This window comes from Bifidobacterium dentium JCM 1195 = DSM 20436, assembly GCF_001042595.1.
Classification (GTDB): Bacteria; Actinomycetota; Actinomycetes; order Actinomycetales; family Bifidobacteriaceae; genus Bifidobacterium; species Bifidobacterium dentium.
This window is the reverse complement of sequence record NZ_AP012326.1, coordinates 1,775,681-1,792,050: the sequence shown is the minus strand read 5'-3', so window position 1 is coordinate 1,792,050 and position 16,370 is coordinate 1,775,681. Positions and strand designations below refer to the sequence as shown.

The 16,370-nt window shown below is 59.2% G+C and carries 14 protein-coding genes and 1 riboswitch; of the genes, 10 read left to right on the top strand and 4 right to left on the bottom strand.

What is annotated here, in order from left to right:
* Window positions 1-84: 84 nt before the first annotated feature.
* A complete protein-coding gene (locus BBDE_RS07695) occupies window positions 85-996 on the bottom strand; it encodes a hydroxyethylthiazole kinase (RefSeq protein ID WP_003839345.1) in 912 nt (303 codons plus the stop codon).
* Window positions 988-1,100, bottom strand: a riboswitch (TPP riboswitch). It overlaps the preceding gene by 9 nt.
* A gap of 59 nt (window positions 1,101-1,159) precedes the next feature.
* Window positions 1,160-1,582 carry a MerR family transcriptional regulator gene (locus BBDE_RS07690; protein ID WP_003844602.1) on the bottom strand — a complete coding sequence of 141 codons (423 nt, stop codon included), beginning with the start codon at window positions 1,580-1,582 and terminating at the stop codon, window positions 1,160-1,162.
* A gap of 143 nt (window positions 1,583-1,725) precedes the next feature.
* Here BBDE_RS07690 and BBDE_RS07685 point away from each other — a divergent pair, with 143 nt between their 5' ends.
* The 9 genes from BBDE_RS07685 (at window position 1,726) to BBDE_RS07645 (ending at window position 10,896) form a co-directional block, all read left to right on the top strand.
* Complete coding sequence (locus BBDE_RS07685) at window positions 1,726-2,586, top strand: aldo/keto reductase (RefSeq protein WP_012902354.1); 861 nt, start codon at window positions 1,726-1,728, stop codon at window positions 2,584-2,586.
* 232 nt (window positions 2,587-2,818) lie between these two features.
* Window positions 2,819-4,294: a glycine--tRNA ligase gene (locus BBDE_RS07680; protein ID WP_033489039.1), complete on the top strand. Its 1,476-nt coding sequence runs from the start codon at window positions 2,819-2,821 to the stop codon at window positions 4,292-4,294.
* Between the two features lie 9 nt (window positions 4,295-4,303).
* Window positions 4,304-5,533: a tRNA dihydrouridine synthase DusB gene (gene dusB / locus BBDE_RS07675; RefSeq protein WP_003839352.1), complete on the top strand. Its 1,230-nt coding sequence runs from the start codon at window positions 4,304-4,306 to the stop codon at window positions 5,531-5,533.
* Window positions 5,534-5,681: 148 nt separating this feature from the next.
* Window positions 5,682-6,926 (top strand): cell division protein FtsZ, encoded by a 1,245-nt coding sequence (ftsZ, locus tag BBDE_RS07670; RefSeq protein WP_012902351.1) that lies wholly within the window; start codon window positions 5,682-5,684, stop codon window positions 6,924-6,926.
* A gap of 30 nt (window positions 6,927-6,956) precedes the next feature.
* Window positions 6,957-7,442 (top strand): cell division protein SepF, encoded by a 486-nt coding sequence (locus BBDE_RS07665; RefSeq protein WP_003839355.1) that lies wholly within the window; start codon window positions 6,957-6,959, stop codon window positions 7,440-7,442.
* Window positions 7,443-7,556: 114 nt separating this feature from the next.
* Window positions 7,557-7,838 carry a YggT family protein gene (locus BBDE_RS07660; RefSeq protein WP_003839357.1) on the top strand — a complete coding sequence of 94 codons (282 nt, stop codon included), beginning with the start codon at window positions 7,557-7,559 and terminating at the stop codon, window positions 7,836-7,838.
* Window positions 7,839-7,945: 107 nt separating this feature from the next.
* Window positions 7,946-9,412 carry a DivIVA domain-containing protein gene (locus tag BBDE_RS07655; protein WP_003839359.1) on the top strand — a complete coding sequence of 489 codons (1,467 nt, stop codon included), beginning with the start codon at window positions 7,946-7,948 and terminating at the stop codon, window positions 9,410-9,412.
* A 21-nt stretch (window positions 9,413-9,433) separates the two neighbouring features.
* Window positions 9,434-9,961 (top strand): signal peptidase II, encoded by a 528-nt coding sequence (locus tag BBDE_RS07650; protein WP_003839360.1) that lies wholly within the window; start codon window positions 9,434-9,436, stop codon window positions 9,959-9,961.
* Window positions 9,958-10,896, top strand: a complete 939-nt coding sequence (locus BBDE_RS07645) for an RluA family pseudouridine synthase (RefSeq protein WP_003839361.1) — start codon at window positions 9,958-9,960, stop codon at window positions 10,894-10,896. The genes BBDE_RS07650 and BBDE_RS07645 overlap by 4 nt, the downstream gene beginning before the upstream one ends.
* Here BBDE_RS07645 and BBDE_RS07640 read toward each other — a convergent pair.
* Entirely contained in the window at window positions 10,866-11,105 is a 240-nt protein-coding gene (locus BBDE_RS07640) for a hypothetical protein (protein WP_012902347.1), read from the bottom strand. The two genes, BBDE_RS07645 and BBDE_RS07640, sit on opposite strands and share 31 nt — an antisense overlap.
* Window positions 11,106-11,354: 249 nt before the next feature.
* Here BBDE_RS07640 and dnaE point away from each other — a divergent pair, with 249 nt between their 5' ends.
* Window positions 11,355-14,942: a DNA polymerase III subunit alpha gene (dnaE, locus tag BBDE_RS07635; RefSeq protein WP_003839363.1), complete on the top strand. Its 3,588-nt coding sequence runs from the start codon at window positions 11,355-11,357 to the stop codon at window positions 14,940-14,942.
* Between the two features lie 6 nt (window positions 14,943-14,948).
* Here the strand turns inward: dnaE and BBDE_RS07630 are convergent, their stop codons facing one another.
* Window positions 14,949-16,349, bottom strand: a complete 1,401-nt coding sequence (locus tag BBDE_RS07630) for an MFS transporter (protein ID WP_003839367.1) — start codon at window positions 16,347-16,349, stop codon at window positions 14,949-14,951.
* Window positions 16,350-16,370: the final 21 nt, after the last annotated feature.

The window sequence follows — 16,370 nt, the reverse complement described above, 5'->3', positions numbered from 1 at the left end:
CACGATTTTGCTGCCATCGCACGTTGCCATGCATGATGGCCGGGCATCGAAGGAACGATGCATGCGTGACGTGCGGTGGAATCGTCAGTCCTCGATGATTTCGGAAGCGGCCACCTGCTCGGCGGTCACATTCCACAGGGCATCGAGCAGTGCGACCTGGAAGGATCCCGGTCCATTGGATTCCTGCTCGGCGATTTCGGATGCGCGATTGTAGAGCAACGATGCGGAAATGGCTGCGACCAGCGGTTCGGAGACCGCCAGATACGTTGCGGTCACGCCGCCCAACGAGCAGCCGGCGCCGGTGATCTTCGTCATCATCGCGCTGCCGCCGGGCAGTCGGAAGGTATGCTCGCCGTCGGTCACCAGATCGACGGCGCCGGATACGGCGACGGCACCCTTGCCTGAAGGCGAGTGCTTCGCCAGGTGACGCGCCATGCGCTGGGCGGCCTCGATCGCGGCGTCCACCTCGTCGACGGCCTCCACGCCTGCCGGACGGGTGCCGGAAGTAACGGAGTCGGACGTGGCGAGTCCCCACATCGCGTCGAGTGCGATGATTTCACTGGCGTTGCCGCGCACGATGGTCGGCGGATACATGCGGAAGGATTCGAGAATCGCGGTGCGCGTCTTGCCGATGCCGGCGGCAACCGGGTCAAGCACCCAAGTCTTGCCGTTCTTGTGCAGCTCGTAGGCGATCTGAGGCAGCGCTTCCTTGTAGAACGGCAGGAGCGTGCCCACATTGATGTAGTTCGATCCTGCGATTTCGGCGGTGTCGATGATGTCATCCGGCAGGAAGCTCATGGCCGCGGTGCCGCCCGCCGCAAGCTGGGCATTGGCTACGAGGTTGATGGTGACGAAATTGGTAAACGACTGCGCCAGCGGCGTTTGCTCACGCACATCGTTGACGGCTTGCGCGATCCGTTCACGTAGTGCATCTCCGCATAGTGCATCGATAGAGGCACTGCTATATGAGGTATCGATATATGAGTTGTCACTCATGACGCTGCTCCCTACGTTGGTCCTAACCAACAGGTTCAAAGGGTCAGGCTTGCCGCCTTTCTCAGCTTTCGACCATCCGCCGAAAAGCTCCCCTGCATGTACAAAGTGCTTTTAACCTATACGCGCCCCTTGACAGTGCCGTGTTTGAGACGTCACGTCTATGTTATTGGCGTGGGGCGCTGTCCGGCCTGCGTCTGAGTTCGGCAAGGATTCCGGGGGATGGGGTTTCTCCTGCAAGCAAGATGTCGTAGTACTGCTGCTTTTTGTCGATATAGTCGATGTCTCCTTGGATTTCGGTAAGTCGTTGTTCGAGGACGGCCCTCTTCTGCGCGAGTATTTCCTTGCGTTGCGCAATAGTGGAATCGCCTTCTTGGCAAAGTTTGGTGTAGTGTTGCATCTCCTTGATACTGAGGCCGCATCGTTTCAAACAGTTCAAACCGATGATCCATGCAATGGCTTGGTCGTCGAAGATGCGATGATTGCGTCCGTCTCGCCCAACCGCGGGAACGAGTTCGGAATTGCAGTAGAATTTCAGCGCTTCATAGTTCATGCCGGTGAGTTCGCATGCTTGCTTCATCGTGTACATGGTTTCCATTGTCGGTAGTTTCTGTCGGTAGTTTCTACCGGCGTGTTGCCGTTTGACCGGTAGTAACTACCGGATTCTAATGTGGAGCATCACCGACCGGCAAGCCGTCGGTCGCAAATAGTGATCTCATGGAAGGGAATCAAATGGAATATCTGAAACTTGCCAATGGCGTTGAGATTCCGAAGATCGGCTACGGCGTCTTCCAGGTCGGCAAAGAGGACGCTCCTCGCTGCGTGCGTGAAGCCATCGAAACCGGATATCGTCACATCGACACCGCACAGTCGTACTTCAACGAAGCGGAAGTCGGTCAAGGCATCAAAGATTCCGGTATCGACCGTAAGAATCTGTTCCTGACCACCAAGGTATGGATCAGCAATTACGGCTATGAGAATACCCTCGAATCCATTGACGTGTCGTTGAAGAAGCTCGGTACCGATTATCTTGATCTTGTGTTGCTGCACCAGCCGTTCTCCGACACCTACGGCGCATGGCGCGCGCTTGAAAAGCTCTACAAAGACGGTGTGATTCGTGCCATCGGCGTGAGCAACTTCTATCCGGATCGATTGGCCGATATGGTCGCCTTCAATGAAATCGCCCCGATGGTCAACCAGGTCGAGACCAACCCGCTTAACCAGCAGATCGAAGCCCATAAGAACATGCTTAAGCGTGGTGTGGCGCATGAGGCGTGGGCGCCGTTCGGAGAGGGCATGCAAAACATGTTCTCCAATCCGACCCTAGCCAAGATTGGCGAAGCGCACGGCAAATCCGTGGCGCAGGTGATCCTACGTTGGCTTACCCAGCGAGACATCATCGCCCTACCCAAGTCCACGCATAAGGAGCGTATGGAAGAGAATCTAAACATCTTTGATTTCTGTCTCACCGACGACGAAATGAAGACCATCGCGGGACTCGACACCAAGACCAGCCTGTTCTTCCATCACGACACCCCCGAGGCGGTCGACCGCTTCGTCGGCTACGTCAAAGCGCGTGCGGGCCGCGAGTGAATCGCGGTGAGCATGCTGCGAAAACAAGGCATTCGGGTCAACCGAAATCCTTGCCATTGACCATATGATTGAAGGCATCGCCAACATATGGTTTCATGCGTGTGACGTATGGTCGGGGGAGATCATTCTGCGGTACGGATTCCAGTTAGACAGCCCCGTCTGCTGTCAGTGCATGCCGGTAGGCTGTGCGCTTGTAAAAAGACCCCAAACCGTTCAAACCAGAAGGTGCATTGTGGCTGTATCCAAACTCGATGAAGTCGTATCCCTCGCGAAGCGTCGCGGCTTTGTGTTCCCCGCCGGTGAAATCTACGGCGGAACCCGTTCCGCATGGGATTACGGTCCGCTTGGCGTCGCGCTGAAGGACAATATCAAGCGCGAATGGTGGCGTTCCATGGTCGTCACCCGAGGTGACGTGGTGGGCGTCGACACGTCCATCATCCTCCCGCCGGCCGTGTGGGTGGCTTCCGGCCACGTGTCCGTGTTCAACGACCCGCTGATCGAATGCCTCAACTGCCACAAGCGCCATCGTGCCGACAAGCTTGAGGAGTCCTATGCCGAAAAGCATGGCGACAAGCTGCCGGAGAATGGCCTGAAGGACATCGTGTGCCCGGACTGCGGCACCCGCGGCAACTGGACCGAACCGCGTGACTTCAACATGATGCTGCGCACCCATCTCGGCCCGGTCGAGGACGAGAACTCGCTGCACTACCTGCGTCCGGAAACCGCGCAGGGCATCTTCGTGGACTTCAAGAACGTGATGACTTCCTCGCGTTCCAAGCCGCCGTTCGGCATCGCCAACATGGGCAAGTCCTTCCGTAACGAGATCACCCCGGGCAATTTCATCTTCCGCACCCGTGAGTTCGAGCAGATGGAAATGGAGTTCTTCGTGGCTCCGGGCACTGATGAGGAATGGCACCAGTACTGGATCGATGCCCGCACCCAGTGGTACATCGACCTTGGCGTCAAGCCGGAGAACCTGCGTCACTACGAACATCCGAAGGAGAAGCTGGCCCACTATTCGAAGCGCACCGTCGACATCGAATACAAGTTCGGCTTCCAAGGCTCCGATTGGGGCGAGCTCGAAGGCGTGGCCAACCGTACCGACTTCGATCTGTCCGCCCATGCCAAGCATTCCGGTGAGGATCTGAGCTACTTCAACCAGGCTACCGGTGAGAAGTATGTGCCGTACGTCATCGAGCCGGCCGCCGGCCTGACCCGTTCCCTCATGGCCTTCCTCGTGGACGCCTACGATGTCGACGAGGCGCCGAACACCAAGGGCGGCGTCGACAAGCGCACCGTGCTCCGTCTTGACCCGCGCCTGGCCCCGGTCAAGGCCGCCGTACTGCCGTTGAGCAAGAAGCCGGAATTGCAGTCCGTGGCCCAGAACCTGGCCGATGACCTGCGTCAGCACGACTGGATGATCGACTACGACGAGGCCGGTGCCATCGGCCGTCGTTACCGCCGTGAGGACGAGATCGGCACCCCGCTATGCGTGACCGTCGACTTCGACACCCTCGACGATCAGGCCGTCACCATTCGTGAACGTGACACCATGCAGCAGGAGCGTGTGGCCCTCGACAAGGTGGCTGATTACGTGGCCGCCCGCATCGGCGAGAAGCACGTCCGTTACCCGCAGGTGCCGGTCGAGATGGGCGGCGAGGCATGGCCCGAGTCCGTCAAGATCGCCGAAGCCGGTGGTCTGTACTAAAGCATTCGTATGCCCGATAGCATTGTGACAGCCTACGAGGAATCCGACGTGCTCGATCCGCGTACCGACGCGGCACGGCCGTCGGTTCCTCCCGTTATCAGGCCCGTCGATCTGGGGCCCGTGCATGTCGCCACTCCGGTCGTGCTTTCGCCGATGGCGGGAGTCACCAACTGGCCGTTCCGTGTGATTTGCGAAAGCTACGGTCCGGACGGTCTATATGTGGCCGAGATGATCACCGCGCGTGCATTGGTGGCCCGTAATCCCAAGGCACTGCGGCTGTGCCGTTTCGCTCCCGGCGAGAAAATCCGTTCGCTGCAGCTCTACGGCGTGAATCCGGCGATCGTGGAACAGGCGGCGAAAATCGTTATCGACGAGAACATGGCCGATCATGTCGATCTCAATTTCGGTTGCCCCGTACCCAAGGTGACGCGGCGCGGCGGCGGATCGGCACTGCCTTGGAAGACGGATCTGTTCCGTGAGATCATCCAGCGCGTGGTCAAGGTCTGCGATGCGGCGAATGTGCCGGTGACGGCCAAGATCCGTGTCGGCATCGATCATGAGCACGAGACGTTCCTCGAGGCCGGTCATATCGCGCAGGAGGAAGGTTGCAAGGCCGTGACCCTGCATGCGCGCACCACCGCCGAATACTATGGTGGGCATTCCGATTGGAGCCGTATCGGCGAGTTGGTCGGGGCATTGGACATTCCGGTATTCGGCAACGGTGATGTCTGGGGCGCCAACGATGCATTGGCCATGGTGTCCGAGACCGGTTGTGCGGGAGTTGCCATCGGCCGCGGCTGTCAGGGGCGTCCATGGCTGTTCGCGGATATCAAGAATGCATTCGCCGGCAGCGACGAACGCATCGACCCAGCTTTGGGGGACGTTTGTACGGTGATCGAGCGTCACGCCCAGTTGCTGACGGAGTTCTATGATGGCGACGAGCGGATGGCCGTTCATGATCTGAGAAAACATGTCGCGTGGTATCTCAAGGGGTTCCCGGTGGGTGGTTCCACGCGTCGTGCGTTCATGGAATGTGAAAACCTTGAGGATGTTCGCCGAGAGATTGGAAAACTTGATCCTGACATTCGGTTCCCCGAGCGGGTGGTAGACAAACCGAGGGGGCGCGTGCGCTTTGCCAAGAAGGTCCATCTGCCTTACGGATGGTTGGAATCCCGCGAAACAACGCATGCCGAGCGGCAGGCGCTGTTCGGGGACGATCCGATGGATGCGAGCTACTGAACGGCGGATTCCGTCCGGACCTTGGAACGAATGGGAAACGTCGGTGAGATAAAAAAGTCGGCGAAACGCCGGTACACGCCCGGAAAAGTGCGCGTAATATCAGTCCGTCTGCGATAGAGTTATGCGTAAACGTGAGTGACAGGAGACAATGGTGAGCGAGATTGCCCAGACTGACAATTTCAACGACAAGACCAACATCAAGGTCGTCGGTGTCGGTGGAGCCGGCGGTAATGCCGTCAATCGCATGATTGCCGAAGGTCTGCAGAGCGTTGAGTTCATCGCGATCAATACCGATGCAAAGGATCTGCTGCGTTCCGACGCGGACGTCAAGATCTCTTTGAACGATGCCTCGAGCCGTGGCCTCGGCGCAGGAGCCGACCCGGAGAAGGGCGCCAAGGCCGCCCAGGATCATCAGTCCGATATCGAGGAGTCGCTCAAGGGCGCCGACATGGTGTTCGTGACCTGCGGCGAAGGTGGCGGCACCGGTACCGGCGCCAGCCCGATTGTCGCACGCGCCGCGCACCAGCAGGGTGCCTTGACCATCGCCGTGGTGACTCGACCGTTCAGCTTCGAAGGACCTCAGCGTGCGGCTTCCGCTGCGCTAGGCATCGAGAATCTGCGCAAGGAGGTCGATGCGCTGATCGTGATTCCCAACGATCGACTGCTTGAGCTGTCCGACCGCACGATCGGCATCGTCGACGCCTTCAAGACCGCCGACACCGCACTCCTGGCAGGTGTGCAGGGCATCACCGATCTGATCACCGCCAACTCTTACATTCATGTCGACTTCAACGATGTCAACGCCATTCTGCGCGGTGCCGGCACGGCGCTGTTCGGCATCGGTTCCGCACGGGGCGAGGACCGCGCCACCCAGGCCGCCGAAATCGCCATCAGCTCGCCGTTGCTGGAAGAGAGCATCGAGGGTGCTCATGGCGCGCTCATCAACATCGCGGGCCCGACCGACATCAAACTGCAGGAAGCTGCGGCAGCCACCGAATTGGTACGCAAAGCCATCCATCCGGAAGCCCAGATCATCTGGGGTCTGTCCCTGGACGACGCCTATGGCGACGAGGTGCGCATTACCGTTATCGCGGCGGGCTTCGACGCCAACTCCAAAAAGACAGAGCCGGCCGTCGCCGAGGACAAGCCGCAACCGCAGGCATCTGCCACGGTGCCGGTTTCCGCGTTGAGCGTAGGTACTCCCCAGCAGCAGCCGCAGGTGCAACCTCAGCCGGTGCAAACTCCGGCGGCACCGCAGGTGCAGCCGCTATCGAGCTATATTCCATCCACCCCGGAACCGGGTGCCCCTCAGTCGTTCGACCAGACCACCAAACATGAAGTGGTCTCCCCGAACGATCCGGGTGATCTCGATATTCCGGATTTCCTGCGCTAGACTTGACGCGTACAGGCGAAAGGAACATTCATGGCAGGATTCATGAAGAGTGCGATGTCCTATCTGGGCATGTCCGACGTGGCTGAGGATGACGATGACTTCACCGACGAAGCCGACGGCACCGAAACCTCATTCGACTCCGACCACTCGGTGACACCCCTGGCTTCGACACCCACCACGTCTTCTGCCTCCGCAGCTTCGTCTCGTGAGCAAAGCAATCCGTTTCAGGGGGGTCGTGTGAGCCGTATTACGACGATTCATCCGAAGTCCTATGAAGACGCTCAGCTGGTTGGCCGTGCCATCCGTGACGGCATTCCGGTGGTGCTGAACCTGACCGGTGTGGCCGAGTCCGTGGCCTACCGCATCGTAGACTTTTCGGCAGGTGTGGTGTTCGGGGTGCGCGGTTCCATCGAACGTGTCACTCCGCGTGTGTTCCTGCTGAGCCCGGCCCAGGTGAACATCAAGGTGGAGGAGCCGCAGGCTCCGAGCGCCGCCCACGATCTTTTCGCCGACTGACATCCTTCATTCACCTCTCGCCGTCCGCAGGCCTTGTGGCGGCGAGAGGCGGTCGGAATGCATGCAACGCATTCATGCAGCCTATTCTCATGTGATGTTGCTAGGGTGGGTCGCATGATATTGTCTTTGATCGGTCAGATTGTCCATCTGCTTGTTAACGCGTATATTTTCGTACTGTTTGTGCGCATGATTCTTGACTGGGTGTCGGTACTGTCACCGACTTGGCGCCCCAGCGGCATCATCTCCTCACTGATCGGCGCCGTCTATCAGTTGACGGAGCCGCCGCTGCGTTGGTTGCGGCAATATATTCGGCCCATTCCGATGGGTCCCATCTACTTCGATGTGGCGTTTATCGTACTGTATTTCATTCTCATCGTGATTGATTTCCTCATTTAATATCAGGTGAAACGCCCTTTTTCCGCATGAATCCGCAGGTTCCGTGATAGCATCGGAAGTTGATACAACACAGCGAGGCATCAAGCCCAAAGCGAGGTGTAAGATTTATGGCTCTGTTGACGCCGAAAGATATTAGGGAGCATACCTTCCAAACCGTGCGTTTCAAGGAAGGTTATGACGTTGATGAAGTCGACGATTTCCTCGATCAGGTAACTGAGACCGTTGAGGCCTTGGGCAAGCAGGCGGTCGCCGTCGGTCAGGCCACGCAGTCTCTTGGTCCGGATGTCGCGGGGCTCAACTCCAAGATTTCCGAGCTTAATGCCCAAGTGCAGTCCCTGCAGCAGGAGAATGCGACGCTGAAGTCCGCCTCCGAGCAGGCCGCCGGTGCCGGGGATCAGGCCGCACAGGCCGCACAGGTCGCTGCCGCCAAGCTCACGGAGGCTGAGGAAAGCAACCGTGCGTTGTCCGCTCAGAACGAACAGCTTAAGGATCAGGTGGATCGTCTGGCCGCTCAGGTGGATCAGCTCACCGCTCAGGCCGCGGAAGCCGCAGGTCAGGCCGATCTTGGCGAGCAGCTCAACGCCGTGCAGCATGAGCGTGATGAGTTCCGCGCCCGTACCGAAGACCTGTCCCGCCAGCTGGCTTCCGCTCAGCAGCAGGTCGTCGTGGCCCAGCAGCAGGCCGAGCAGATCAAGAACCTGTCCCAGCAGCTTGAGGAATCCAAGCAGCGTGAGGCTCAGTTGCGCGACCAGGTCTCCAAGGTCGAGCCGAGCACCGAGACCGGCAGCCTGCAGAAGATCGCCGGCGCCGCGGCCGCAGCCTCCACCGAGCCGGAGCGCGCCACCGCCATGCTGACCCTGGCCATGCAGCTGCACGACCAGTATGTCGACAAGGGCAAGGCCAAGGCCAAGGAGATTACCGAGCTGAGCCAGCGCAAGTACGATGAGCTCATCGGCAAGGCCAACGATTACTCCAACCGTACCCGCTCCGAAGCCGACGAGTACAACAAGAACACGCATGCCAATGCGGACTCCTATTCCGAAGACACCCGTTCCGATGCCGACGCCTACGCAGCCAAGACCCGTCAGGATGCCGACACCTACATGCAGGATCGTCACAACGAGGCCGACCAGTATATGGCCGAGAAGACCGAAGAGGGCAATGCGTACCTGAATCGGAAGAAGAACGAAGGCGACGCCTACGTTGCCCAGAAGACCCAGGAAGGCGATCAGTATCTGTCCGACAGGCAGAACGAGGGCAACTCCTACGTTGCGCAGAAGACCAATGAGGCCGACCAGTACTTCTCCACGAAGCACTCCGAGGCCGACACCTATGAGTCCGAAGTGCAGCGTCGCGCCGCCGACTATGACGCCAAGACCCGTTCCGCCGCCGACGATTACGCACAGCAGGTGCGTGACAACCTTGAATCCCAGTCCAAGGTCATCGAAGGCAATATTCAGGGCCTTAAGCAGTTCGAAACCGAATACCGCGCGCGTCTTACCGAGTTCCTCGGTCAGCTCGTGTCCCAGGTGTCCGATACGAACAACTACAGCCAGGTCGATCAGAACAACTGAGATTAGGCTGTGTCTGACATTATGACGAATGAACAAGGACGGCTGCGCACCCGCGTGGCCGTCTTTGCGTGTGTTGCCGTTATCGCGCTGGCGCTCGATCAGATCACCAAGGCATGGGCCCAACATGCCTTGGCCGATGGGCGGACCATGCGCGTGATTCCCGGGATTCTCTCATTCACGCTGGTGCATAATCCGGGTGCCTCGCTCGGTATGGGTTCCCATATGACATGGTTGATCTCCCTGTTGGCCATCGTGGCCTGCGCGGTGCTGATCGTATTGACCTTGCGTACCATCTCCATGAAATGGACCGTGATATTCGCCTTGGCGTTCGCTGGGGCGTTGGGCAATCTCATCGATCGCGTCGTCTATGCCGAAGGCTTCCTTAACGGCAAGGTGGTCGACTTTCTGAACTACGGATGGTCCGTCGGCAATGTCGCCGACATCTTTCTGATGATTGCCGGAATCGCCGCCGTGCTGTTGCTTCTGCTCGGCGAGCCGTTCAGTCAGAAGGAGCTTGACGAGCAGAACGCCGAGGCGAATGCCGCATGAGCCGGTTGGTTCCAGCGCCCGACGCACTCGTCGGAAAGCGTTTTGACGTGGCCGTGGCCAAGATGCTCGGCATCTCACGAGCCAAAGCCGCGGACCTGATCGAGACCGGCCAGGCTCGTGTACTCGGCCGTGACATCGCTAAATCGTCGAGCCTGCAGGCGGGGGAGACCGTTGAATTCGATATCGTCGAGGAACGTTCCGAGCCGGAACCGATCGCTCATGACATGGCCGTGGTCTACGAAGACGATGACGTGGTCGTGGTCGACAAGCCGGTAGGCGTGGCCGCGCATGCTTCCGTCGGCTGGACCGGACCGACCGTACTCGGCAGTCTGCTTGACCGTGGCGTACGCATCACGTCGTACGGCGCGGCAGGCCGTCAAGGCATCGTCTCCCGGCTTGACGTCGGCACCTCCGGGCTCATGCTGGTATGCAAATCCGAACTTGCCTATGTGGAAATGCGTCGACAGTTCGCCGAACATGAAGTCGTCAAAACCTATCATGCGCTGGTGCAGGGCAACCTCAAGGAAGACAAGGCCACCATCGAGGCGCCGATCGGCCGCGCGAAGGTCTCCGATTTTCGGTTCTGCGTAACGCCAGCCGGCAAGGAGGCCATCACCCATTGGGACGTGATGGAACGCTTCGGCGAAGCGACGCTCGTCTCCGTGAATCTGGAAACCGGACGTACGCACCAGATCCGCGTGCATTTCTCATCCATCGGACATCCGTTGGTGGGGGATCCCATGTACGGCGCCAATCCGCAGCTGAGCGAGGCACTCGGATTGGAACGGCAGTGGCTGCACGCCATGCAGCTCGAATTCCGTCATCCGCGTACTCATGTGTGGACCACCGTCCGGTCGCATTATCCCGTCGACCTGCAGCATGCGCTTGATGTGATGCGCAATCGTCATCGTGACGCGAATCCGACGAGGAACTGAATCACGAACAATACGATTGCGGCCAGCAGACAGATCGGACAGGTCGCGACCATCATGCATACCGCAATCAGGACCAACGAGTCCAACGGATCATAGCTGCCTCGCTGCAGATACAGCATTCCCGCAACGATCGCCACGGCCAACAGCATGGCCACGATCAGATAGATCAGGGAAACGAAACGCAATGTACAGCGGGTTTTCGCGGTCATGGCACTCCTTTGTTCGCAAGATGCGGATACCGGTTGGTTGCGACGCTAACGGGTGCAAAGGCGTATGTCCAGCGCAACCAGGGGTTGTGGACGCACCAAACGGGTTATCCACAGGCTCCGGGCGTGTCGCAAGCGACGGGCCGCGTGCGGCGACCACGGTGACGAGGTACGCGTGTCGGTTGTTTCGATGCGGTGAATTGCGGCTCTCGGCGTAGTCGGCCGTCAGGAATCATAGGTAGATTGGAGAGCATGGCTACTTCCGGAAACTTCGTGCAACTGCATAACCATACGCACTATTCGCTGCTCGACGGCGCTTCGAAGATACCGGATCTGGTCAAACGCGCCAAGGAACTGAACATGCCGGCCGTCGGCATCACGGATCATGGCAACATGCATGGCGCCTATGAGATGTGGAGCACCGCAGTCAATGCGGGCATCAAGCCAATCATCGGCATCGAAGCCTATGTCACGCCGGAAACCGCACGCCAGGACCCGACCCGAGTGAGCTGGGATACCAACTGGAACCCGGATCTTGACCCGAACCATCGCAAACGCAACCCCAACGACGTGTCCGGCGGCGGCCTGATCACGCATCTGACCATGTGGGCGGAGACCGACGAAGGCCTCGTGAACCTCATGAAAGCCTCGACCGACGCGAACCTGGAAGGGCGTGTCATGCGTTACCCGCGCATGGACAAGGAGATCCTATCCAAGTATTCCAAGGGGATTATAGCCTCATCCGGTTGCCCTTCGGGCATCATCCAAACCCGATTGCTGCTCGGTCAATTCGATGAGGCACTACGTGCGGCGGGGGAGCTGCAGGACATCTTCGGCCGAGACAACTTCTACATCGAATTCATGGACCACGGGCTGAATATCGAAAGACAGGTGACCGACGGGCTGCTTGACATCGCCAAAAAGCTCAATGCGCCGTTGCTGGCGACCAACGATTCCCATTACGTGCGTGCGGAGGATGCCGGCGCGCAGGACGCCATGCTGTGCATCAACTCCGGCTCCACCCTCGACGAGCCGGGACGATTCAAGTTCGACGGTACCGGCTACTACCTGAAATCCGCCGAAGAGATGCGTGAACTGTTCAAGGACCTTCCCGAGGCATGCGACAATACGCTGGAGATCGCCGAACGCTGCAACGTGATGTTCGACGATCATGAGGATGGCGCCTTCATGCCTCAATTCGACTGCCCCGAAGGATGGGACGAGACCTCGCTGTTCCTGAAGAAAGTCGAAGAGGGCCTGGAAAAGCGATATGACGGCAATCCGCCGATCGAGGTGCTCAAGCAGGCCGACTACGAATGCGGCGTAATATGCCAGATGCAGTTCTGCGGTTACTTCCTTGTCGTGGCCGACTACATCAACTGGGCCAAGACGCACGGTGTGATGGTGGGGCCCGGCCGTGGTTCCGCTGCAGGCGCCATGGTGGCATACGCCATGGGCATCACCGAACTCGACCCGATCCAGCACGGTCTGATTTTCGAACGCTTCCTCAATCCGGAGCGAGTCTCCCTGCCTGATATCGACGTGGATTTCGATCCGGACGGCCGCGGCCGCGTACTCGACTATGTCGGCGAGAAATACGGTCGTGACAAGGTGGCGCAATGCGTGATCTACGGCACCATCAAAACCAAGCAGGCCTTGAAGGATTCCGCACGCATCATGGGCTTCGACTTTTCCATGGGCGAGCGCGTGACCAAGGCGTTGCCACCGGCGCAGACGGGCGGCAAGGACATCCCGTTGCACGATATCTTCGATCCGGCCTCGAAACGCTATGCCGAAGCGCGTGAGTTCCGGGAGCTGTACGATTCCGATCCGGATGCCAAGCGTGTGACCGATGAGGCGATGGGCATCGAGGGTCTGATTCGTCAGACCGGCGTGCATGCCTGCGCCACCATCATGGGTAGTGAGCCGATTACCAACACCTCGCCGCTATTGGAACGTACCGACGGTACCGTCACCACTACGCTCGAATATCACACGTGCGAAACGCTGGGTCTGGTCAAGATGGACTTCCTCGGGCTCTCCAACTTGACGGTGATTCGTGACACCCTGAACAACATCGAGGCGAACGGCAAGGACCGCATCGACCATACCAGGATTCCTTTGGATGACAAGGCCACGTACGAGTTGCTGTCGCGAGGCGACACCCTTGGCGTGTTCCAGCTCGATTCCGACGGCATGCGCTCGCTGCTGAAAACGTTGAAGCCCAGCAACTTCAACGATATCTCCGCGTTGATCGCCTTGTACCGGCCGGGCCCTATGGATATGGATTCGCATACCAACTATGCGAAGCGTAAGAACGGCCTGCAGAAGATCACGCCGATTCATCCCGAAGTGGCCGAACCGCTCAAGGAGGTGCTTGACGAGACCTATGGTCTGATCGTGTACCAGGAGCAGGTGCAGTCGGCCGCGCGAATTCTGGCGGGTTACTCTTTGGGTAAGGCAGATGTGTTGCGCCGAGCCATGGGCAAGAAGAAGCCGGAAGTGTTGGCCAAGGAGAAAATCCCGTTCTTTGCGGGCATGAAGGAGCATGGCTACTCGCAGGAGGCGGCCCAGGCCGTGTGGGACATTCTGGTGCCGTTCTCGGGGTATGCGTTCAACAAGGCGCATTCCGCCGCATACGGTTTGATCTCCTATTGGACCGCGTATCTGAAGACGCACTATCCGGTGGAATTCATGGCCGCCCTGCTACAGGGCGCCAGCACCAATAAGGACAAGACCGCACTGTATCTCGGCGAGGCGCGGCGCATGGGCATTCAGGTGCTGTCTCCGGACGTGAATGAGTCGGTATTCGAATATTCGGCGGTCGGCGATGTCGTGCGATTCGGTCTCGGTGCCATCCGCAATGTCGGCAGGAACGCCGTCGATGACATCATCAAGGAGCGCGAGAGCGGTCATGGCAAGTATGTGAACTTCCCGGATTTCGTGCGTCGCGTGCCGTTGAGTGCCTTGAACCGTCGTCTGGTGGAATCGTTGATCAAGGCCGGAGCCTTCGATTCGGTCGATCCGAACCGTCGTGCGCTGTTCACCATTCATGAGGCTGCCATCAATTCGGTGGTGGGCATCAAGCGCAAGCAGGCGGAAGGGCAGTTCGATCTGTTCTCCGATCTGGATGATTCGGCCGAACAAGACGGCATGGGAGACGCCATGGTGAGCGTGCCGGATGTGGAGGAATGGGATAAGAAAACCAAGCTCAACTTCGAGCGTGAGATGCTGGGCCTGTATGTGTCCGACCATCCGTTGAGCGGCATGCAGTCGGTGTTGTCGAGTCTGCGTGAGATGTCGATCGCGCATCTGATCGATCGCGCCGGAACCATGCCTGACGGGCAGCAGGTCACGGTAGCCGGGCTGATTACGAATGTGGACCGTCGCGTATCGAAGAAGGGCAATCCTTGGGCGATCGTCACCATCGAGGATTTGGAAAGCTCCATCCAGTGCATGTTCTTCGGCAAGGTATATGAAGCGGCCGCGCCGGAACTGGCGGTCGACACCGTAGTGCAGATCCGGGGCCAAGTCGAGCGGCGCGACGAAACCGTGAGTCTGCGTGCCACGGAATTCCAGGTACCGACCTTGGAGGCGGAGGACGAGAGGCCGCTCGTGATCACGCTGCCGCAGGTTGCACTGAACCGTGATCATGTGATGCGGCTCGGGCGGATTCTGAACGACCATCCCGGCTATTGCGAGGTGAGACTTGCCATCATGGACGATCAGGGCAACGCCAAGGTGCTGACCTTCGGCGATCGCTTCCGCGTGAAGCGGGACACCTCCCTGTTCGCCGAGATCAAGATTCTTTTCGGTCCCAGCTCCTTGCCCATGGCCTGAATGAGGTCAGCGGGCCTCTTCGAGGATGTTGCCTTCGGCGTCGATGTGCGGTGCGCCGTTGGCGATGCACTTGGCGACCACGCCCTTGGCCATACCGGCCGAAGCGATCAGCGTCACACCCATGAATACCGAGCAGACGATGCCGATGACCCATGCCGGTGTGAACGAGAGCGCCGCATCGAAGGCGATACCGGAGACGATCGCGCCGACGATGCCGCCAAGTGCGGTGGCGGAAATCGCAATGCCGGTCAGCTTGCCGACATCACGGCGGCCGTATTCGTGTGCAATCATGATGGATGGACCGATCGTGGCGGTGCAGGTGCCGATGCCGTAGAAGACCGCGGCGAGAATCGGCCCCCAATTCGTGGACGGGAAGCACAGGAACAGGCAGGCGAGCAGGCAGGAGACGGAGCCGACAAGCACGCCGCCCACCATGCCGAAACGGTCGAAAATCCAACCCAGTGCGACCTTGGCGACCAACACCACACCCATGTACAGCGACATGATGTAGCCGGCCCAAACCACGCTATGGCCACCGGTGACCACCTCGGTGCCGTTGTTGTTCACGGACGTCATGTTGGAGACCATGTTCACGGAAACCGCGCCGTTGATGATGCCGACGAACAGGAAGCCGAGTACCAGCAACCAGAATCCGGCATGCTTGCGAAGCACCTTCCAGCCCACGGCCACGTTCACTTCGGACAGTGAGTGCCCGCTCCTGCGTTCGGCCTCTTTGATCTCCTCGTCACTCAGTTCGGCGCCAAGCGGCAGCAGACCCTTCTCGCTCGGCTTGGTGCGGAAGAAGATGACCGGAATCGGCAGTGCCGCGACCAAGCAGATCATGCCGAGTACGACATAGGCGGTACGCCATCCGTAATTGGCGATGACGGTGCTGGCGATCGGGGAAAGGATCATGCCACCGAAGCCGGAGCCGCACAGGGCCGCGGATACGGCCAGACCACGCTTGAGATTGAACCAGTTGGTCACCACGACGGAGATGAACAGACGTACGCCGGAAGTGATCAGCGTGCCGGAGATCGCCGCAAGCGCGTAGATCTGCCATGCGGAGGTGACGGCGGAATATCCGAACAGCAGCAACGCGGAGAGGATCACTAGGAAGGAGGCGATCTGGCGTGCGCCGAGCTTATCGATGAGCGCACCCATGAACAGCGTCGCCACGATGGAGATCAGTGATGCAAGCGACGTGCCGGTGTTGTACTGGCCGATGGTCATGTGCAGATCGGAGACGATATGCGCCTGGAACAGTGAGGAGCAGTTCACGAATGTCGTGTAGCAGGTGCACATCATCAGGAAACCGCCGATGACGATCCACCACCCGTAGAAGAACTTCGGTTTGGTGACCGTGGTGTTTTCGGGTGCCGTCGATGCGGGTGACGCTTGGGACATGGCGGTTCTCCTTGCCGTCGT